Source organism: Nonomuraea sp. NPDC050202, assembly GCF_040656115.1.
In the GTDB taxonomy this organism is placed as follows: domain Bacteria; phylum Actinomycetota; class Actinomycetes; order Streptosporangiales; family Streptosporangiaceae; genus Nonomuraea.
Map to the genome: position 1 here is coordinate 713,497 of NZ_JBFALF010000001.1, position 18,961 is coordinate 732,457.

The 18,961-nt window shown below is 72.4% G+C and carries 17 protein-coding genes and 1 pseudogene; 9 read left to right on the forward strand and 9 right to left on the reverse strand.

The genetic code is table 11. The features are described 5' to 3' along the window. Positions 1 to 13: 13 nt before the first annotated feature. Entirely contained in the window at positions 14 to 1,207 is a 1,194-nt protein-coding gene (locus AB0I79_RS03545; RefSeq protein WP_357866351.1) for a cytochrome P450, read from the forward strand. Here the strand turns inward: AB0I79_RS03545 and AB0I79_RS03550 are convergent. After that, the gene (locus tag AB0I79_RS03550) at positions 1,187 to 2,449 is read right to left on the reverse strand and encodes an RNA polymerase sigma factor (RefSeq protein WP_357866352.1); all 1,263 of its coding nucleotides are present in this window, start codon (positions 2,447 to 2,449) and stop codon (positions 1,187 to 1,189) included. The two genes, AB0I79_RS03545 and AB0I79_RS03550, sit on opposite strands and share 21 nt — an antisense overlap. A gap of 29 nt (positions 2,450 to 2,478) precedes the next feature. Next, positions 2,479 to 2,820: a YciI family protein gene (locus AB0I79_RS03555; RefSeq protein ID WP_357866354.1), complete on the reverse strand. Its 342-nt coding sequence runs from the start codon at positions 2,818 to 2,820 to the stop codon at positions 2,479 to 2,481. Between the two features lie 299 nt (positions 2,821 to 3,119). On the opposite strand from AB0I79_RS03555, the gene AB0I79_RS03560 reads away from it, so the two are divergent. Then, entirely contained in the window at positions 3,120 to 3,245 is a 126-nt protein-coding gene (locus AB0I79_RS03560; RefSeq protein ID WP_357866355.1) for a hypothetical protein, read from the forward strand. 36 nt (positions 3,246 to 3,281) lie between these two features. Here AB0I79_RS03560 and AB0I79_RS03565 read toward each other — a convergent pair whose 3' ends face one another. Continuing rightward, the gene (locus AB0I79_RS03565; RefSeq protein WP_357866357.1) at positions 3,282 to 4,253 is read right to left on the reverse strand and encodes a LuxR C-terminal-related transcriptional regulator; all 972 of its coding nucleotides are present in this window, start codon (positions 4,251 to 4,253) and stop codon (positions 3,282 to 3,284) included. Between the two features lie 181 nt (positions 4,254 to 4,434). Here AB0I79_RS03565 and thrS point away from each other — a divergent pair. From thrS to AB0I79_RS03585, 4 genes and pseudogenes are all read left to right on the forward strand, one after another. Next, positions 4,435 to 5,640, forward strand: a pseudogene (thrS, locus tag AB0I79_RS03570) (threonine--tRNA ligase); the annotation flags it as partial. 88 nt (positions 5,641 to 5,728) lie between these two features. After that, the gene (locus tag AB0I79_RS03575; RefSeq protein ID WP_357866359.1) at positions 5,729 to 7,705 is read left to right on the forward strand and encodes a TRAP transporter fused permease subunit; all 1,977 of its coding nucleotides are present in this window, start codon (positions 5,729 to 5,731) and stop codon (positions 7,703 to 7,705) included. Next, positions 7,702 to 8,655 (forward strand): TAXI family TRAP transporter solute-binding subunit, encoded by a 954-nt coding sequence (locus AB0I79_RS03580; RefSeq protein WP_357866360.1) that lies wholly within the window; start codon positions 7,702 to 7,704, stop codon positions 8,653 to 8,655. The genes AB0I79_RS03575 and AB0I79_RS03580 overlap by 4 nt, the downstream gene beginning before the upstream one ends. A gap of 26 nt (positions 8,656 to 8,681) precedes the next feature. After that, a complete protein-coding gene (locus AB0I79_RS03585; protein ID WP_357866362.1) occupies positions 8,682 to 9,152 on the forward strand; it encodes a hypothetical protein in 471 nt (156 codons plus the stop codon). On the opposite strand, the gene AB0I79_RS03590 is transcribed toward AB0I79_RS03585, so the two are convergent. Continuing rightward, complete coding sequence (locus AB0I79_RS03590) at positions 9,108 to 10,076, reverse strand: magnesium transporter CorA family protein (RefSeq protein ID WP_357866364.1); 969 nt, start codon at positions 10,074 to 10,076, stop codon at positions 9,108 to 9,110. The two genes, AB0I79_RS03585 and AB0I79_RS03590, sit on opposite strands and share 45 nt — an antisense overlap. Then, positions 10,076 to 10,783 (reverse strand): DUF72 domain-containing protein, encoded by a 708-nt coding sequence (locus tag AB0I79_RS03595; protein ID WP_357866365.1) that lies wholly within the window; start codon positions 10,781 to 10,783, stop codon positions 10,076 to 10,078. Before AB0I79_RS03595 ends, AB0I79_RS03590 begins: the two co-directional genes overlap by 1 nt. A 110-nt stretch (positions 10,784 to 10,893) precedes the next feature. Here AB0I79_RS03595 and AB0I79_RS03600 point away from each other — a divergent pair, with 110 nt between their 5' ends. From AB0I79_RS03600 to AB0I79_RS03610, 3 genes are all read left to right on the forward strand, one after another. Further along, positions 10,894 to 12,405 carry a YibE/F family protein gene (locus AB0I79_RS03600; protein WP_357866367.1) on the forward strand — a complete coding sequence of 504 codons (1,512 nt, stop codon included), beginning with the start codon at positions 10,894 to 10,896 and terminating at the stop codon, positions 12,403 to 12,405. 90 nt (positions 12,406 to 12,495) lie between these two features. After that, entirely contained in the window at positions 12,496 to 13,083 is a 588-nt protein-coding gene (locus AB0I79_RS03605) for a hypothetical protein (RefSeq protein WP_357866368.1), read from the forward strand. A 47-nt stretch (positions 13,084 to 13,130) separates the two neighbouring features. Beyond that, on the forward strand, positions 13,131 to 13,874 hold the full coding sequence (locus AB0I79_RS03610; protein WP_357866370.1) for a DUF427 domain-containing protein: 744 nt from the start codon (positions 13,131 to 13,133) through the stop codon (positions 13,872 to 13,874). A 4-nt stretch (positions 13,875 to 13,878) separates the two neighbouring features. Here AB0I79_RS03610 and AB0I79_RS03615 read toward each other — a convergent pair whose 3' ends face one another. The 4 genes from AB0I79_RS03615 to AB0I79_RS03630 form a co-directional block, all read right to left on the reverse strand. Further along, positions 13,879 to 14,484, reverse strand: coding sequence for a TIGR03086 family metal-binding protein (locus tag AB0I79_RS03615; RefSeq protein WP_357866372.1), 606 nt, complete (start codon positions 14,482 to 14,484; stop codon positions 13,879 to 13,881). Between the two features lie 178 nt (positions 14,485 to 14,662). Then, entirely contained in the window at positions 14,663 to 15,925 is a 1,263-nt protein-coding gene (locus AB0I79_RS03620) for a M20/M25/M40 family metallo-hydrolase (RefSeq protein ID WP_357866374.1), read from the reverse strand. Next, entirely contained in the window at positions 15,922 to 17,778 is a 1,857-nt protein-coding gene (locus tag AB0I79_RS03625) for a prolyl oligopeptidase family serine peptidase (protein ID WP_357866375.1), read from the reverse strand. The genes AB0I79_RS03620 and AB0I79_RS03625 overlap by 4 nt, the downstream gene beginning before the upstream one ends. 4 nt (positions 17,779 to 17,782) lie before the next feature. Continuing rightward, complete coding sequence (locus AB0I79_RS03630; RefSeq protein ID WP_357867069.1) at positions 17,783 to 18,889, reverse strand: C39 family peptidase; 1,107 nt, start codon at positions 18,887 to 18,889, stop codon at positions 17,783 to 17,785. Positions 18,890 to 18,961: the final 72 nt, after the last annotated feature.

Below are 18,961 nucleotides of genomic sequence, written 5' to 3' on the forward strand. Positions count from 1 at the left end.
GGAGACACGGGACGTGAGTCGGGACGGCGGCGACGCTCGGAAGGTCGAGCGGCCGGGCACGCAGCGGCACCAGAGCTGCCCGATCCACCGGGCGGACGACGGCACCTGGCAGGTCAGCGGCCTCGCGGCGGCCCGTGCCGTGCTGCGCAGCGAGGCCACCGTCCAGGCCGGGCTGGGGGTCGAGACGGTGGAGAAGCTGCCGGCCAGGGTCCGGCGGCCGGTGCTGTACCGCGACGGTCCCGAGCATCGTGAGGATCGGCGGCAGACGGCGCGGTTCTTCACGCCCCGCCGCGTGGACGAGCGGTATCGCGGGCTGATGGCGGAGGTCGCCGACAAGCAGCTGGCGAAGCTGCGGGCGGCGGGCCGGGCGCAGCTCTCCGAGCTGAGCTTCGGGATGGCGATCGAGGTGGCGAGCGCGATCATCGGGCTCACCTCCGGCAGGCCGGGGATCCGCGAGCGGCTGGAGCGCTTCTTCCCCGAGAAGTACGGCCGGCCCGGCCTGACCAGCCTCCACGGCCTCTACTGGACCATCAGGCAGAACGTCAACTGGATGCGCGTCTACCTGGCCGACGTGCGCCCGGCGATCCGCGACCACCGCCGCGAGCCGCGTGACGACCTCATCTCACACCTGCTGGACGACGGGTGCTCGGCGGCGGAGATCCTCGGCGAGTGCCTGACGTTCGCGGCGGCCGGGATGGTGACCACGCGGGAGTTCATCTGCGTGGCGGCCTGGCACCTGTTCAGCGACGACGCGCTGATGGCCCGCTACCGGGAGGCGGACGAGCCGGAGCGGCTGGCCGTGCTGCACGAGATCGTGCGGCTGGAGCCGGTGGTGTCCCGGCTGCGGCGGCGCACGACGGCCGCGATCGAGCTGCCCGGCGACGGCGGGCCGGTCACGGTGCCGGCGGGCGCGCTGGTCGAGGTGCTGGTCGACGCGGCCAACACCGACCCCGCCGCCGTGGGCGCCGAGCCGCTGGCGGTGCGGCCGGGCCGGGCGGTCGGCGACGGCACGGGGGCCGCGGCGCTGGCGTTCGGCGACGGCCCGCACAAGTGCCCGGGATCCGGCGTCGCGATCCTCGAGACCGACGTCTTCCTGACCCGGCTCCTGGCCATGGAGGGGGTCTCGATGGCGGCGGCCCCGAGGGTGACGTTCAACAACGACATCGGGGGATACGAGATCAGGGGGCTAGTCGTCGCCCTCTCCTGAGCCGGCCTCGCACGCCTGGAGCCGGCGCCGCAGGTGTGCGCGCTCGGGCTCCGTCCCCGCCCAGCCGAGGGCCTGGCGGTAGGCGTCGGCGGCGGCACGGTGGCGGCCGAGCCTGTGCAGCAGGTCCCCGCGCGCCGCCGCGTACGGGTGGTAACCGCGCAGCCGCGGCTCCCCGGCCAGCTCGTCGAGCAGCGCCAGCCCGGCCTCGGCGCCGTCACGCATGGCCACCGCCACGGCCCGGTTGAGCGCGATCACCGGGGACGGGGCGAGGGCGAGCAGCACGTCGTACAGTGCCACGATCTGCGGCCAGTCGGTGGTGGCGACGTCGGCGGCCTCGTCGTGCAGGGCGGCGATGGCGGCCTGCACGCCGTACAGGCCGGGCGGGCCGCCGGTGAGCGCGGCGACCACCAGGCCCTGCCCCTCCTCGATCATCGTGCGGTCCCACCGGGAGCGGTCCTGGTCGTCGAGCAGGACCAGCTCGCCGTCGGCGCCGATCCTGGCCTCGTGGCGGGCGTGGACGAGCAGCATCAGTCCGAGCAGGCCGGCGACCTCCCGCTCCCCGGGCAGCAGCCGGCGCAGGATGCGCGCCAGCCGGATGGCCTCCTCCGCCAGGTCCGGCCGCTGCAGGTCGGGGCCGGTGCTGGCGGCGTACCCCTCGGTGAAGACGGAGTAGATCACCTGGAGCACGCCGGGCAGCCGCTCGGGCAGCTCGTCCGCGCCCGGCACGCGGAACGGGATGCGGGCCTCGCGGATCTTCTTCTTGGCCCGCACGATGCGCTTGGCCATGGTGGCGGGCGGCAGGAGGAAGGCGCGCGCGACCTCCTGCGTGGTCAGCCCGGCCAGGCAGCGCAGCGTCAGCGCCACCCGGTCCTCGGCGGGCAGGGCGGGGTGGGCGCAGGTGAAGAAGAGCTGCAGCCGCTCGTCCGGCAGCTCGCCGCCGGTGTCGGCGGGCGCCGCGGGCCCGGCCCGCTCCGCCTCCACCTGGAGGATGGCCAGGCGGGCCGCGTACGCGCGGTCGCGGCGCAGCCGATCGACGGCCCGGCGGCGCGCGGTGGTCATCAGCCAGGCCCCCGGGTTCGGCGGCACGCCGCCGGCCGGCCAGTGCACGAGTGCCGCCTCGATGGCCTCCGAGGCGACCTCCTCGGCCAGGTCCAGGTCGCCGAAGCGGCGCACCAGGGCCGCGAGGAGCCGGCCCCGCTCCTCGCGGAAGACCGCCTCGATGGAGGATCCCACCGCCGCCATCATCATCCCTTCCCGCCCGCGGTCGCGGCTCAGTCGAACTCGGCGACCGGACGGACCACGACGGAGCCGCCGCCGCGCGCCCCCGGGCAGCGGGCCGCCCAGTCGAGGGCGACGTCGAGGTCGGGCACGTCGATGACGTAGAAGCCGCCGAGGACCTCCCGCGTCTCGGCGAACGGCCCGTCGGTGACGGTCCGCTCGCCCGACGCGTTCACGCGGACGGTCGTGGCGGTGGTGAGGTCGGCGAGCGACTCGCCCGCGACGTACACGCCCGACTCCCTGACGGTCTTGTCGTAGGCCACCCACTCCTCGAACGAGGCCATCTCGGCGTCGCTCTCGGTGGCGGGGCTGTTGATCAGCAGCATGTACTTCATGGCCGGTCTCCCTGTCGTCTGTGGTCGTGTGTGGTCGTCTCGCGCGGCCGGAGTGCCGCGTCGCCATGTCTACGAACGGGACGAGCGCGGAAGGACACGCCTTCCGGAAATTTCTATCGCGACTTTCGTGAGCGGACGGGGCAGGGGTCGTGCCGGTCTCGCGGGCGCTCTTGGCCGGGCGCCGGTTTACGTGGTGAAGTCGCCGTCAAGGCCCGGCGAAATCAGTGGATATGTCCTAGTTTAAGGCGATTTGCGTGGTTATCGTGTGGATGAAGGAGCGATGATGCGGAGGAGGAATCATGGCCGGAATATCGGGCTTCCACGAAGGTGGAGGCTGCGGGCGCCGCCGCTGGCGCCGCCGCCGCTGCCGCCGCCGCAGGCGCTGGTGGGGCGGCCCCTGGGGAGGCGACTGGGACTGGTGGTGAGCCAGGCCCGCTGAGATCCTCAGAGATCCAGAACCGTCAGAGATCGAGCCGGCACAGACCCTCGGCCAGGGCCTTGGTGGTGAGGCGGGTGCGGCTGTCGCAGCCCAGTTTGGCGAAGATGTGCTCCAGATGCGTGGTGACGGTGCGGACGCTCAGCACGAGCGCGGCCGCGATCTGCGGATTGGAGTCACCCGCCGCCACCCGGGTCAGCACGTCCACCTCCCGGCCCGTCAGGTCGTACGGCAGGTGGCAGCGCCGCTCGGCCGCCACGGCCCCTTGCAGCGTCCCCTGGAAGCCGACGCCGGCCCGCAGCAGCCGCACCTCGTGCCACCGCCCGCCGGCGCCCGGCCAGAGCCCGCGCCTGCTCAGCTCGCGCGAGTCGATGAACGCCCGCGCGTACGCGGCCATCGCCGGATCGTCCCACAGCGCGGCCGAGACCTCGTGCCCCGGCACCTCGCGCCGCGTGCCGACCCGGTCGTAGGCGACCGCGCGGAAGTCGGGCGGCAGCCCCACCGGGTCGATCACGCACCTGCTCAGGTCGGTGACGTGCGCCAGCATCGGGCTGACCGCCGCCACCAGCGCGCCCGTGAGCCGCGGGAACGCCTGCCTGGACGCCAGGTGCAGCAGCCCCGTGTAACGGCCCTCGCTCAGGAACAGCGGCGCCGTCAGCCCGGCCCGCCAGCCGTAGGGGGCGAGGTGGCGGCGGAAGTACCGCTCGGTGTCGGGCTCCGGCATGGGGACCGGCGCCCGGGTGGAGATCGCCTTGCGGTAGGCCGCCAGCCCGGCGTACTCCTCGGCCGCGTCCTGATCGATGCGCGAGTGGCCGTCCGAGATCACGCTGTGGTGCCGCCCGGTGGCGGGGTCGTACGCGACGAACTCGTAGGCGTCGAGCGGGACCACGCGGCGCAGCGCCGCCATCGCCCCGTGCGCGCCCCCGCCGCCCGCCACCTGGTAGCCGACCTCGGCGAACGCCTGGAGATGGCGCACGTCCACGGTGATCTGGGCCACGGTGCTTTTATATCATTTGACGATTTTCGGCCCGACTATTTACCCGGGTGCCACCCGGGCGGGCGGTGCTATGGTCGTACACATGCAGCGCGCCTCCGTCACGACGACGCCGGACACCGTCCCGGCGCGCTGACCGCATGCTTCCCGGGCGGACGCCCGGGACTGCTGGTCGTTCGCCCTTTCCACGGAAAGGATGATCATGAACGACCATCGCAGGCTCGGCCGTGAGCTGGGCATCTTCGGCACCGATCCGCTGATCGGCGCCGGCCTGCCCTACTGGCTGCCCGCGGGCGCCGCCGTGCGCAAGGCCGTCGAGGACTACGTGCACGAGCTGGAGCGCCGCAACGGATACCAGCACGTCAACTCGCCGGTGCTGGGTAAACGCGAGCTGTACGAACGATCGGGGCACTGGGCGCACTACGCCGAGGACATGTTCCCGCCCATGGAGGTGGGCGGGGAGGAGTTCGTGCTGCGGCCCAGCCTGTGCCCGCACCACGCGATCATCTACCGCTCCCGGCAGCGCAGCCATCGCGAGCTGCCGCTGCGCATCGCCGAGCTGGGCGGCATGTACCGCGCGGAGCTGTCGGGCGTGCTGGGCGGGCTGACCAGGGTGCGGGCCATCCAGCTCAACGACGGGCACGTGTTCTGCGCGCCCGAGCAGGCCGCCGCCGAGGTGTCGGCCGCGCTCGACCTGATCGAGGCCGCGCACGAGCGGCTCGGCATCCGGGCCGCGCGTTACCGGCTGTCGCTGCGCGGCGAGGGCAAGAAGTTCGTGGACGACCCGGCCATGTGGGCGCGCTCCGAGTCGGTGCTGCGGAACGTGCTGAAGGAACGGGGCCGCGCGTACGACGAGGAGCGCGGCGAGGGCGCCTTCTACGGCCCGAAGATCGACATCCAGATCGCCGACCCGGCGGGCCGCGAGTCGACCCTGTCGACCGTCCAGGTCGACTACTTCCAGCCCGAGCGCTTCGACCTGCGCTACGTGGGCGGCGAGCGGCCCGTGATGGTGCACCGCAGCGTGGTCGGCGGCCTCGAGCGCCTGGTCGCCCACCTCATCGAGGTGCACGGCGGTGCCTTCCCCGCCTGGCTGGCGCCCGTGCAGGCGGTGGTGCTGCCGCTGTCGGACGCCGAACTGGCCGGCGCGGAGGAGGTGCTGCGCCGGTGCGTGGCGGCCGGGCTGCGGACCGAGCTGGTGCCCGCCGACCGGAGCAGCCTCGGGGCCAGGATCAGGGCCCACCGGCTGGTGCCCTACCAGCTGGTGGTGGGCCCGCGCGAAGTGGCCGGCGGGGTGGCGAGCGGGCGGGCGGCGGTGCGGCTGCGCGACGGGAGCCAGGCGGGCGAGGTGCCGATCGAGCAGTTGGCCGCGCAATCGCGACCGTTCGCCTGACAAGCGGAAATCAAATGCATAACGGAGCTTCCCTGATCACCTGAACGGCTCGTAAAGTCCCTGCAACGCCGTGTCGGGGAGGACGCATTTGACCGAGCTGAGCGACCGTGAGGCAGAGCTGGTCTCCGCCCACGAGCAGGAACGTCCGGCGCGGCAATTGGGCGGGCCGCTCAAACTCGGCGTGTGGGTCGTCGGCGGGCTGCTTTCCGCGTACTCGCTGATGGTGGTCTTCCGGCCGGTCGAGGCGATCGAGCACCGGATGACCTTTCTGGCGGTGGCGCTGCCGCTGGTCTTCCTCTGTTACCGCTCCGGGATGGCGCCGTACGCGCGGCGCCTCCTGCGGCGGCCGGAGCCCGCTCCCGCGGGGGAGGGGTCGCGGGCGGAGTGGCCGAGCGCGGCCGACTGGGCGCTCGCGGCGGCGTCGCTGGCGGTGCTGCTCTACCCGCTGCTGGACATCGACGCGTTCCGCGACCGGGGCTCGGGCGCGGCACTGACGGACCTGGACATCGTGGCGGGCGTGGTGCTGACGGTGCTGCTGCTGGAGGCGGTACGGCGCACGGTCGGCTGGGCCTTCGCCATCATCTGCATCCTTTTCCTGATTTATGCCTACTACGGCTCATATTTGCCCATTGATTGGACCATCGGGCATATCGGGTTTGATATCGGGCAAATCGTGTCGCAGCTCTACACCGGCACCGAGGGTTTCTTCGGCGTTCCGATGCAGGTGGCGGCCAGTTACATCATCCTGTTCACCATTTACGGCGCGGTGCTCGACTACTCGGGCGCCAGCAAGTTCTTCATCGACCTGAGCTTCGCCGCCTTCCGCAAGTCCCGAGCCGCCCCCGGCCGCACCGTCACCACGGCCGGCTTCCTGCTCGGCACCGTGTCGGGCTCGGGCGTGGCCACCACGGTCAGCCTGGGCAGCGTGGCCTGGCCGGTGCTGCGGCGGGCCGGCTACCCCAAGGAGCCCGCGGGCGGCATCCTCGCGGCCGGCGGCATCGGCGCCATCCTGTCGCCGCCCACGCTCGGCGCGGCGGCGTTCATCATCGCCGAGTACCTGGGCGTCAGCTACCTGCAGGTGCTGCTGTACGCGACGATCCCCACCCTGCTGTACTACCTCGGCATCTTCCTGGCCATCGAGATCGACTCTCGCCGCTTCGGTACCCAGGCCGTGCAGGTGGACGCGCCCAGGGTGGGACGGCTGCTGCTGCGCTTCGGCTACCACTTCAGCTCCCTGATCCTCATCGTCGTGCTGATGGCGATGAACCGGTCGGCGTTCCAGTCCGTGGTGATCGCCACGGCGGTCGCGTTCCTGCTGTCGTTCCTCGACCCCGCGCACCGGATGGGGCCCAAGCGGATCGGGCAGGCGCTGGCCAAGGGCGCGCTGGAGGTGCTGCCGGTGACCGCGGTCTGCGCGGCGGCGGGCATCATCGTGGGCGCGATCACGCTGACCGGGCTCGGCCAGAACCTGGCCGACATCATCGTGGACATCGGCGCGGGCAACCTCGTCATCACCACGGCCATGGCGGCGATCGCGGTGCTGCTGCTGGGCCTGGCCGTGCCGGTGACGGCCAGCTTCATCATCGCGGCCGTGATCATCGGGCCGGCGCTCTTCGACCTCGGCGTCACCAGGCCCGAGGCGTACATGTTCGTCTTCTACTACGCGGTGCTGTCGGAGGTCAGCCCGCCCACGGCGCTGTCGGCGGTCGCGGCGGCCGCGATCACCGGCGGCAACACGTACAAGACCATGATGATGACCTGGCGTTACACGTTGCCGGCCTTCCTGGTGCCGTTCGCCTTCGTGCTGACGCCCAACGGGCAGGCGCTGCTCGGGCAGGGGCCCATCGGCACCGTGCTGCTGATGACCGCGGTCTCGGCCGTCGCGGTGGCCGCGCTGGCCATGGCCACCGGAGGGCTGGCCGGCCTGCCGGAGCGGCTGCTGGCGGCGGTGGCCGCGGTGCTGCTGCTGTTCCTCGAACCCGTCCCCATCGTCGCCGGTCTGGCCGTGCTGGCCGTGGCCGCCGCCATGCACCTCATCAGAAGCAGGAGAAGGAGAGCAGCGTGAAGCGGATTCTCACGATCGTCGCCGCCACGGTCCTGGCGGTGGCGGGCTGCGGCGGCGGTGGCGCCGGCGGCGGCTCGGGCAACCGGCTGTCGATCGCCACGGGCGGCACGACCGGCGTCTACTACGTCTACGGCGGCGGCCTGGCCCAGCAGCTCTCGGCCAACATCGCCAACACCCGGGCCACCGCGTCCGTCACCTCGGCCTCCGTCGAGAACATCAAGCTGCTGGCCTCGGGCAAGGCGCACATCGGGTTCTCCCAGTCCGACACGGCCGCCGACGCGGTCAACGGCAAGGACACCTTCACCGCCAAGCAGCCCGTCAAGGCCATCGCCCGCATCTACGACAACTACACGCACGTCGTGGTCGCCCCCGGCGTCGAGGCCACCAAGGTCGCCGACCTGAAGGGCAAGCGCGTCTCGCTCGGCCCCGCCAACTCCGGCACCCAGGTCGTCGCCAGGCGCATGCTGGAGGCGGCCGGCATCGACCCCGACACCGACATCACCAAGCAGCAGCTCTCGATCAACGAGTCCGTGCAGGCGGTCAAGGACGACACGATCGACGCGTTCTTCTGGGTCGGCGGCCTGCCCACGGCCGGCATCACCGACCTGGCCACCAGCAAGCCGGACATGAAGATGCTCGACACCAGCGACGTGCTGGCGAAGATGCAGTCCACGTACGGGCAGCAGTACGTCGCGCTGAACGTGGACATGTCCGCCACCTACAAGCTGTCCGGCCGGCTCCAGACCGTCGGCATCGCGAACGTGCTGCTGGTGCCGGACTCGATGAACGAGCAGCTCGCCTACGACATCACCAAGACCCTGTTCGAGAAGAAGTCCGAGCTGGCGAAGGTGCACCCCGAGGCCCAGAAGCTCGACCCGGCCATGGGCCAGCAGGTGGCCCCGGTCGCGCTGCACCCGGGCGCCGCGCGTTACTACAAGGAGAAGGGCTGATCCGCCTGCTCCTGACGCTCGCGGCGGTGGCGGCGCTCGGCACCGGCGACGGTGCCGGGCGCCTCACCGTCAACGGCCTCCCCGTGACCCGGGGCTTCGCCCTCGGCTACGTGCACAGCATCTACAGGGCCCCCTCCGCCGAGCTGTTCACCGTGGACGGCACCCGGTTCACGATGCGGGCCGTGCTGTCGGTCAACGAGGGCGTGCTCGACTACTACGCGGTGGAGGGCGAGCGGGTGCGCCTGCCGGGGGACCTGTGGCTGCTGCGGCTCGCCGAGCCGGCCACGTACGAGGAGCTGTCGCTGCTGACGACCTCCATCGGCCGCAGGACGGTCATCTCGGGCGGGCGCTGCCTGCCCCTCTACCCGGCCTCCGGCGCCGGCGAGGTGCGGCTGTCGCTCGTGCTCACCCCGCAGGTCACGAGCCGGCCGTGCCCCGGCGCCTTCGCGGCCCTACAACCAGTCCTTCTTCTTGAACACCGCGTACAGTCCCGCTGAGGCCAGCGCCACCAGCACCGAGGACGTCCAGAAGCCGGCGGGCGTCCCCGACCCCGGATAGGGCACGTTCTGGCCGTAGAAGCCGGTGATCGCGGTGGGCACGGCGATGATCGCGGCCCAGCTCGTGACCCGCTTCATGATCTCGTTCAGCCGGAAGCCCTGCTGCGACAGGCGGGTCTCGCGGACGTTGGCGAGCATGTCGCGGATGGACTCCACCCACTCGATGACACGCAGGACGTGGTCGTGGACGTCCTCGAAGTACGGCTTCATGACGGGGTCGGCGACGAGGTCCTGGTCACGGCGGAGCAGGGTGCCGACCACCTCGCGCATCGGGAAGGTGATCCTGCGCAGCTTGGTGGTGTCCCTGCGCAGCACGTACATGGAGTGCTGCAGCGCCCTGCTGTCGCGGACACCCTGCACGAACAGCGCCTCCTCCATCGCCTCGACCTGCCCGTCGAGGTCCTGCACCAGGTCGAAGTGCTGGTCCACGACGTAGTCGAGCAGCCCGTGCAGCAGGAACGTGACGCCGTGGCGGGCCATGCGGGAGGCGGCGTCCCAGCGCCTGACCACCCCGCCGATGTCGAAGCGGTCGTTCTCCCGCACGGTGACCAGGGCGTTGGCGGTGACGAAGACGTTCACCTCGACGGGGACGATCCGGCCCGCCTCCAGGTGCAGCCCGTACACCGTGATGAACAGGTGGTTGTCGTAGACGTCCACCTTCGGCCGCTGGTGGTCGGTGAGCACGTCCTCGACGGCCAGCTCGTGCAGCCCCAGCTCCTCGCCGATCGCGGCGAGCTGGGCGGGCGACGGGGCGCACAGGTCGAACCAGACCGCGTTCGCCGGGTCCGCCACGTGGTCGGAGACCTCCTCGACGGGGAAGCCTTCCTTCTCCAGGACGCCGTTCCGGTAAAGCCGCGTGTGCACTAGCCGAGTCTGGCAAATCGTCTCGCGTTCCGCACGGCCGCCCCTCCCGGGTCGTTGTTGAAGTAGACCCAGGCGTCCTCCCAGCCCGCCTCGCGCACCCGGGCGGCCCAGGTCCGCAGCGCGCTCTCGCCGTACTCCCAGCCGGACCGGCCCTGGTGCAGGCGCACGTAACCCCAGCCGGCCGTACGCCAGAGCGGGCTCTGCGGCCGGCCCAGCCGGTCGGCCCAGCACAGGGCGGCCCCGCGGGCGACCAGGAGCTGCCGCACCTCCTCGGTCCACCAGGAGTCGTGGCGCGGCTCCACGGCCACCCGGACCCCCGCGGGGAAGCAGCCCAGGCACCGGTCGAGCCTGGCCGGATCGGCCTTCAGCGTCGGCGGGAGCTGCAGCAGGATCGGGCCCAGCTTCTCCTTCAGCCCGGCCGCGGCGCCCATCAGGCGCGCGACAGGCTCCTCCGGCTCGTCCAGCCGCTTGATGTGGGTGAGGAACCTGCTGGCCTTCACGGCCATCACGAAGCCGGGCGGCGTGCGCTCGCGCCAGGCGGCGAACGACTCCGGGCTCGGCAGCCGGTAGAAGGCGTTGTTGCTCTCCACGGTGGCGAACTCGGCCGCGTACGTCTCCAGCCAGAGCCGCTGCGGCACGCCCTCCGGATACAGGACCCCGCGCCAGTCCTTGTACTGCCATCCGGAGGTGCCCACCAGCCGTGTCATGGCATCTGGCCTACCCTGTGGGGCCGCGTGCAGTACAACTGTCCTAGTTCGTCACGTGTCCTAGTCCGTCACGCCCCATGTCCGTCACGTCGAGGAGGACCTTTCACGCAATGGGCGCCAACCACGCGCACGGCACCGCCGTCCCCAGCTCGCGGCGCACGGTGGTGGCCGGCCTGGCCGTCCTGGTGCCGCTGGCCGTCGTCACGCTGATCGCCCTGGTGTGGCTCTGGCCGGCCGGCGGGAAGGAGGCCGCCCCGGCGCAGTCCGGCGTGCAGCGGCTGACCGGCACGGTCGTCGGCGTCACGCTCAAGACCTGCCCGGCCGCCGTCGAGGGCTCGCCCCAGCCCGACCCCGCCACCTGCGGGAACGCCGTCGTGAAGGTCGGTGAGGGGCCCGACGCCGGTCAGGACGTCGAGCTCCGCCTGCCCAGCGGCCCCGGCGCGCAGCACTTCACCGTGGACGACGAGGTGATCCTGCTGCGCGGGGCCGACGGCGCCTACCAGATCTCCGATCACGACAGGGCCCTGCCGCTGTGGCTGTTCGGGGCGGCGTTCGCGCTTGCGGTGATCGCCTTCGGGCGGTGGCGGGGGGTGACGGCGCTGGTGGGGCTGGCGGTCACGTTCGTGCTGCTGCTGACGTTCGTGATCCCCGGCATCCTCGAGGGACGGTCGCCCATGCTGGTGGCCATCGTGGGCGCCTCGGCGATCATGCTGGCGGTGCTCTACCTGACGCACGGCTTCTCGCTGTCCACGTCCGTGGCCGTGCTGGGGACGCTGGCCAGCCTGGCGCTGACCGGGGGGCTGTCGTACGTGGCGCTGGGGTTCGCCCGGCTCAACGGGATCACCGACGACAGCGCGCTGGCCCTGGACATGAGCCTGTCCATCGACACGCAGGGGCTGCTGCTGGCCAGCATCATCATCGGCGCGCTGGGGGTGCTCGACGACGTCACGGTCACGCAGGCGGTGACGGTGGCCGAGCTGGCCCACGCCAACCCGTCGTACGGCTTCGCCAAGCTCTACCGGGCCGCGAGCCGGATCGGGCGGGCGCACATCGCCTCGGTGATCAACACCATCATCCTGGCGTACGCGGGGGCGTCGCTGCCGTTGCTGCTGCTGTTCAGCATCGGGGAGCAGCCCCTGGGCGAGGTGATGTCCACGCCGGTCATCGCGCAGGAGATCGTCCGCAGCATCGTCGGCACGCTGGGGCTCATCGCGGCCGTCCCCATCACGACGGCCCTGGCCGCCCTGACGGCGTCCCGGCGGCTCGCGGAGGCCCCCGCCGATCGAGATCCCGCCGATCGGGGCCCTGCCGCCCGGAACCCTGCCGCCCGGAACCCTGCCGCCCGGGACGCGGGGCCGGGCTCGCGGGCCAAGGCCTCCAGGCGGGGCGGGGACTTCTTCGCCGCGCACGCGCACGACACCGCGCACGACACCGAGCACGAGGACTTCTTCTCCCGGCAGCCGGACCAGGACGAGCACGACGGATTCTTCGCGCGTGAGGACGCCACCGCCACGCGCGGCGACTTCTTCACGCCGCAGCCCCGCCTCGACACGCCCGCGCGCCCGGAGCCGTCCCCCGCCCCGGACCGCCCGGCCCGCCACCGCCGCCGCACGGGCCCCTGACGCGGGCCGGGGCGGAAAACCCGCTGCCGCCGCGGGCCATCTGGCCCCGTTGCGAGGTGCGGGTGCCATGATCGCGTAATCTTTCCTGACATGACGGCCGACCTGGTGGCGAGACGGGTGACGAACGTGCTGGCACCGCAGGTGCTGGTGATCATCATGCCGCCGCTCGTCGGCCTGCTGGCCCAGGGGTGGTCGGGGGCGGCCTGGGGGCTGGTGGCGTCGGCGTTCTGCGGCGGCGTGCCGGCGGCGGTGATCGCGGTGGGCGTGCGCTCGGGCAAGCTCGACTCCCACCACATCGTGGACCGCGCCCGCCGTACCGGCCCGCTGCTCGCCGCCGTGGCGGCCGTGCTGGTGGCGCTGGCGCTGCTGGTGGTGATGGGCGCGCCGACGTTGCTCGTCGCCACCGTGACCGCGATGCTGGTCGCCCTGGGCGTGACCGTGCCGATCACGTTGCGCTGGAAGATCTCCTTCCACGCCGCCGTCTCCGCCGGCACGGTCGTGGTGCTCACCCACGTCCTGCCCGCGTGGCCGACCGCGATCACGGGAGCCGCCGTCGTGGGGCTGGTGTGCTGGGCGAGAGTACGTCTCACGCACCACACCTGGGCCCAGGTCGTCGCAGGGGCGGCGGCCGGCACGCTCACGACCTGGGCGACCCTGAACGCCTTCGGCCTGAGCTGAGCCCGTACCCGTGGAATAGGAGCGTGCCCGGCGGGGTTGGCGCGAACATGGATGCCACGAACCGCGGCCGGGTGCGTGTCGAGCGCACGGCCAAGCGCGTGCGAACCTATCTGGGCGGCCGGGTGGTGGCCGACACCACCTCCGCCCTGCTGGTGTGGGAAGTCCCGTACTATCCCACCTACTACTTCCCGCTGGACGACGTGGACGAGTCCGCGCTGAAGGCCACCGGAGCCACCAAGCACTCCCCGAGCAGGGGCGACGCGGTGGTCTACACCGTCACCTCGGGCACCGCCGAGGCCGCTGACGCGGCCCTGGCCTACCCCGAGTCGCCGCTGGAGCAGATCCGGGGGCACGTGCGCTTCGAGTGGGAGGCGATGGACGCCTGGTTCGAGGAGGACGAGGAGGTGTTCTTCCACGCCCGCGACCCGTACACCAGGGTGGACATCCTGGCCGGCTCGCGGCACGTGCGGATCGAGGTGGACGGCGTGACCGTGGCCGACTCCCGCAACCCGCGCATCCTCTTCGAGACCGGCCTGCCCGCCCGGTACTACCTGCCGAAGACCGACGTGCGGCTGGACCTGCTGGAGCCCAGCGACACCGCCACGCACTGCCCCTACAAGGGCACGGCCGAGTACTGGTCGGTCAACGGCAAGAAGGACCTGGCGTGGTCGTACCGGACGCCGCTGCCGGAGAGCACGAAGATCGCCGGGCTGATCGCGTTCTACGACGAGAAGCTCGACGTGTACGTGGACGGCGTGCTGCAGGAACGGCCGAAGAGCAAGTTCGCCTGACGGGTCAGGAGGCCGCGGTCCAGCGGGGGTCGCGGCCGAGGTAACGCAGCAGCGCGGCGACGTCGTCGTCGCCGGGCAGCGGCTCCAGCGCCGGGGCGTAGGCGCCCCAGGCGCGCAGCGGCTCGACGATCTGCCTGGCCACCTCCAGCATGGGGCGGGCCAGCTCCGGCGTGAGCGGCGAGGGCCCGCCGCAGGCCATCGCGATGTCCCAGGCGTGCACGCCCGCGTCGAGCGCGCACGCCGCGGAGCCGGACTCCGGCGTCATCTTGTGCGGCGGCACCGGCGTCGCCACCTCGGCGGCCGTCCGGTCCACCCCGGCCCACGCCCTGGCCGAGCGCTCCAGCGCGTCCTCGAGGAACGCGCCCGGGTCCCCGTCGATCGTGCCCGAGGGGTCGAACGGGTCGAAGGAGGGGCCGGGCTCGCCGGTGAGCGCGGCGGCGAAGCCGATCTGGTCGCCCGCGGCGTGCTGCAGGACGTGCGCGACGCTCCAGCCGGCGCACGGCGTGGGCAGGCTCCAGCCGCCGGCGGGCACCGCGCGCACGGCCCGGCGCAGCGCCTCGTGCGAGGCGTCGAGAACGTCCCAGCCGCTGATGGTGACGCTGTCGCTCATGAGTGAGCCCCTTTCGTGTCGGTGACTCCACTCTATCAGAACGGAATGTTTTGTTCCACTAGGATCGCTCACTTTCCAGGCCCCGGATCAGCGTGTCGAGGGCCTGGGTGAAGTCGGCCGTGGTGGCGCCTACGCGTGCGGCGGTGTGGCGCTCGCCGGCAGCGGGCGCCCCCGATCGCTAGGTGAACAGGCGGGTCAGCACCCGGGTGCCGAACTCCAGGCCCTCCACCGGCACCCGCTCGTCCTTCCCATGGAACATCCCGAAGTAGTCCAGATCGGGCCGGAGCATCAGCGGCGCGAACCCGTACCCCTTGATGCCGATCCTGGCGAACGACTTGGCGTCCGTGCCCCCGGCCATCACGTACGGCACCGGCCTGGCCAGCGCGTCCTCGGCCACCAGTGCCCCGGCCAGCTCGTCGAAGAACGCCGACGGGTACGGCGCGTCGGGCGCGTCCTCCAGGTTCACGAACTCGCGGGTGACCTTCGGCCCGAGCAGCTCGTCGATCGTCGCCAGGAACTCCTCCTGCAACCCCGGCATGAACCGCCCGTCCACGTGGGCGGAGGCCGTCGAGGGCACGACGTTGACCTTGTAGCCGGCGTCGAGCATGGTCGGGTTCGCCGAGTTGCGGATCTGGCTCCTGAACAGGCTGCCCAGCGCCCCGAGCCGGGTCGCCTCGGCGTCCAGCCGGTCCAGGTCGATCGGCCGGCCGGTGATCTCCGACAGGCTCTGGACGAGCGCCGCCACCGTCGGGGTCAGCCGCACCGGCCACTCGTACGCGGCCACCCGCGACAACGCGTGCACCAGCGTCGCGACCGGATTGTCCACGGCCGGACGCGACCCGTGCCCGGCCACGCCGTGCGCAGTCAGCTTCATCCAGGCGGTGCCGCGCTCGCCGACCGCGATCGGGTACACCCGGTGCTCCTGCGAGGCCACGCTGAACCCGCCCGACTCGCTGATCGCCTCGCTCACGCCGTCGAACAGCTCCCGGTGCTCGCTCACGGCGTGCCGCGAGCCGTAGTCGCCGGTGGCCTCCTCGTCCGCGAGGAACGCCAGCACCAGGTCCCGCTTCGGCCGCTCGCCCCGGGCCCGCATGCCGAGCACGGTGGCCAGCGTCATCGCGCACGAGCCCTTCATGTCGACCGCGCCCCGCCCGTACACGCAGCCGTCCTCGATCTCACCGGAGAACGGGTGCATCCGCCACTCGGCCGGGTCGGCGGGCACCACGTCGAGGTGGCCGTGCACGAGCAGCGCGTCGGGCGAGTCGCCGTCCATCCTGGCCACGACCGTGGTCCGCTTCGGTGCCGACTCGAACACCACCGGCTCCAGGCCCGCGTCGGCCAGCAGCGTGGCGACGTACTCGGCGGCCGGACGCTCGCCCGAGCCCGGGTTCGTGGTGTCGAACCTGATCAGATCCGAGCAGATCTCGGCAACGCTCTTCACGCTCTCCCCTTCAAGGTCAACGGCGGCACCTCAGGCGTCTCCATGCCGAAGATCAGCCCGTAGAAGGCCAGCTCGGCCTCCAACGTCGCGACGATAGTCTCCTCCCTGCGCCAGCCGTGCTGCTCGCCGGGGAAGGTGAGCAGTGCCCACTCTTTGCCATGTTTGTCCAGTTCGGCGGTGAACCGTTCGGCCTGGGAGACGTCCACGATCTTGTCCTCCAGGCCGTGCAGCATGAGGCAGGGGCCGGAGGCGCGGAAGGCGTTCAGCAGCGGGGAGCGCTCGGTGTAGCGCTGCCGCGTCTCCGGCAGCGGGCCCACCAGCCCATCCAGGTAGCGCGACTCGAAGTCGTGCGTCTCGGCGGCCCAGCTCTCCGGGTCGGTGATCGCGTAGTGCGCCACCCCACCCGCGAACACGTCGCTGTGCACCAGCGCCGCCACCGTGGTCCAGCCGCCCGCGCTGCCGCCCCTGACGGCCAGCTTGGCGGCGTCGGCCCGGCCCAGCTCGACCAGGCCGCGCGCCACCCTGGCGCAGTCCTGCACGTCCACCACGCCCCACTGGTGGCGCAGCCGCTCCCGGTAGGCGCGGCCGTAACCGGTGGAGCCGCCGTAGTTCACCACGGCCACGCCGATGCCCCTGCTGGTGAAGTAGGCGATCTCCAGGTCGAGCATGACCGGCAGGTTCCCGGTGGGGCCGCCGTGCGCGAAGATCACCCACGGTCCCGGCCCCCGAAGCCCGGACGGCGGGTACAGGTGCGCGTGCACCCCCTCGATCGTCACCGCCTCGGGCGTGGGCAGCAGGTCGCGGTCCGGCAGCGCCTTGCGCGGCGACACCACCTCGTGCGCGCCGTCGTCCAGGCGGACCAGCGTGACCTCCAGCGGCGTGTACGGCGTCGCGCCCACGGCCGCCACCTTGCCGCCCGCGACCGACACGGTCGACGACCAGTGCGTGGCCGCGCCGCCGATCTCCCGCAGGTCGCCGGTTCCGGGGTCCAGCACGCCCAGGCGGCGGTGGTCGGCGGTGCCGTAGACGAGGGCCAGGCGGCCGTCCTCCGCCACGGCGAGACAGGTCAGACCCGGCTTCCAGGCGGCCGCGCCGAACTCCAGCTCCATCGGGGTGAGGTTGCGGGCGGGGGAGCCGTCCAGGGGGACGAGATGCACGTTCCACCAGCCGGTCGGGTCCGTCACCGCGTACAGGCTCGTGTCGTCGCGCCACTCGGCCTGGAACACCGACTCTTCCGGGCCGCCCGCGACCACCTCGTACGGCCCGGCGGAGCCGTCCCCGGACAGCGGGGCCACGCACAGCTCGGTGCCGTCCCACGGCATGTTCGGGTGGTCCCAGCCGATCCAGGCCACCCACCGGCCGTCAGGGGAGACGCGGGGATTCATCAGGAAGTGCTGGGCCCTGGCGACGACCCTGACCGGGCCCCCGCCCAGCGGCACCGCCACCAGGTCCCGCACGTCGGCGATCTCCCTGACCGCCCACACCTCGTCCCTGCCCGGCGGCAGGTAGAGGTCGCCGTACCGCGACGGGCCCTCCGGGGTGAGCGGCACGGGATCGCCGCCGTCCAGCCGGTACAGGCGCTGGTCGGCCCAGTTCGTGAAGACCAGCCCACCGCCGGGCAGCGGGCGCCAGGAGCGGCCCCCGTACTCGACGAGCCGGTTGCGGGCGTTCCAGCCCGCGGGGAGCGCGTCGACGCGGGAGCCGTCCGGCAGGCGGCGCACCACGCAGCGCCTGCCGCCCTCGTGCGGGCGCGGCTCGTCCCACCAGACCTCGACACCGGAGGGCGTGGCCACCGCCTCCACCCACTGGGGGCCGCCGTCGATATGGGCCACGTCGATCGGTCGAATGCTCATCAACTCACCAATTGCCGTTGGTACAAGGAGGAAGAGGAACGTCGGGGGGATGCAGCACGTACGCGATGCCGCCGCTGCCCGAGCTCCTGAGCCACACGTGCTCGAACGCCGCCCGCGGGTAGACCCGCCGGACCTCGGCGTCGCGGGGCGCGGCCGGGTCGTTCACCACGATGTCGCCCCCGGCGGTGAAACCGGTGACGACCAGGATGTGGCCGCTGGTGGAGTAGCAGGATCCGGGCAGCTCGTGCACCTTGAACGACTGCGACGTGATCACCGGGATCCCGGCCCGGACGAACTGCTCCAGCTCCGCCGCCGACCGCAGCCGCGTCACGAACCCGGCCAGCCCGAACCGCCCCGCGTACGCGACGTTGAACGGCCAGTTGCCGGTGCCCTGGTAGCTCTCGTCGTACGTGCCCGCCGCCGCGTGGTCCACGGCGGGGGCCGGATCGCCGTCCCCCACCCAGGCCAGCTCGCCGGGCGCGGGCCCGCGGCCCCAGTAGGCCAGCACCATGGCGACCGAGGCGGGGCTGCACCAGTTGACGCCCCCGCCGTCGTAGCGCACGTGGTGCCCGGTGTGCGCGTGCTGCGAACGCCGCGGCACCGCCAGCTCGACGGCGCCGCCGGGGCCCGGCGCGCTCGGCGCGGGCGGCAGCCGCGGCAGCGCCGAGGCCATCACGCCCAGCCCGGTCACCCGGGCGCCGCCGCCGTGCCGGGTCACCCGCACCTGGTAGGCCGTCACCGGCCGCCTGGCCACGAACGTGTCCACCGCCACGTCCCCGTGCTCGTCGCCCTGGCCCGGCACCGAGGTGCGCGGGCCGCCCCGCTCGGACCAGCGGCCCATGACGTACCACTTGGTGAGGTCGCCGGAGGCGGTCCTGGCCCGCAGCGCGATCTCGATCCACGTGCCCGGCGGGGTGCGCGCGGTCCACGACGGGACGATCTGGGTCGCGGGGAAGCCGATCGGCCGCTCCTCGCTGAGCCACCTGCCGGCGCGCCCTTCGCCTGGGGGTCCTTCGCCTGGGGGCCCTTCGTCCGAGAGCCCTTCGTCTGCGGGCACCGTGAAGCGGGTGAAGGCGACATGGGCCAGATCGACGGTGAGCACCAGGCACATTGTGGTTTCGCACTCCATGTCGCACATCGGAAGGTTTACGTACCGGCCCCGAATTGTGTCGGTGATCATCTC

What these genes read in the sequence shown, in the direction of transcription:
- AB0I79_RS03555 (WP_357866354.1), bottom strand. Translation starts at nt 2,820, where the DNA reads ATGAAGTACATGCTGCTGATCAACAGCCCCGCCACCGAGAGCGACGCC.
- AB0I79_RS03615 (WP_357866372.1), bottom strand. Translation starts at nt 14,484, where the DNA reads ATGAGCGACAGCGTCACCATCAGCGGCTGGGACGTTCTCGACGCCTCG.
- AB0I79_RS03625 (WP_357866375.1), bottom strand. Translation starts at nt 17,778, where the DNA reads ATGAGCATTCGACCGATCGACGTGGCCCATATCGACGGCGGCCCCCAG.
- AB0I79_RS03630 (WP_357867069.1), bottom strand. Translation starts at nt 18,889, where the DNA reads ATGTGCCTGGTGCTCACCGTCGATCTGGCCCATGTCGCCTTCACCCGC.
- AB0I79_RS03600 (WP_357866367.1), top strand. Translation starts at nt 10,894, where the DNA reads ATGGGCGCCAACCACGCGCACGGCACCGCCGTCCCCAGCTCGCGGCGC.
- AB0I79_RS03605 (WP_357866368.1), top strand. Translation starts at nt 12,496, where the DNA reads ATGACGGCCGACCTGGTGGCGAGACGGGTGACGAACGTGCTGGCACCG.
- AB0I79_RS03560 (WP_357866355.1), top strand. Translation starts at nt 3,120, where the DNA reads ATGGCCGGAATATCGGGCTTCCACGAAGGTGGAGGCTGCGGGCGCCGC.
- AB0I79_RS03595 (WP_357866365.1), bottom strand. Translation starts at nt 10,783, where the DNA reads ATGACACGGCTGGTGGGCACCTCCGGATGGCAGTACAAGGACTGGCGC.
- AB0I79_RS03550 (WP_357866352.1), bottom strand. Translation starts at nt 2,449, where the DNA reads ATGGCGGCGGTGGGATCCTCCATCGAGGCGGTCTTCCGCGAGGAGCGG.
- AB0I79_RS03610 (WP_357866370.1), top strand. Translation starts at nt 13,131, where the DNA reads ATGGATGCCACGAACCGCGGCCGGGTGCGTGTCGAGCGCACGGCCAAG.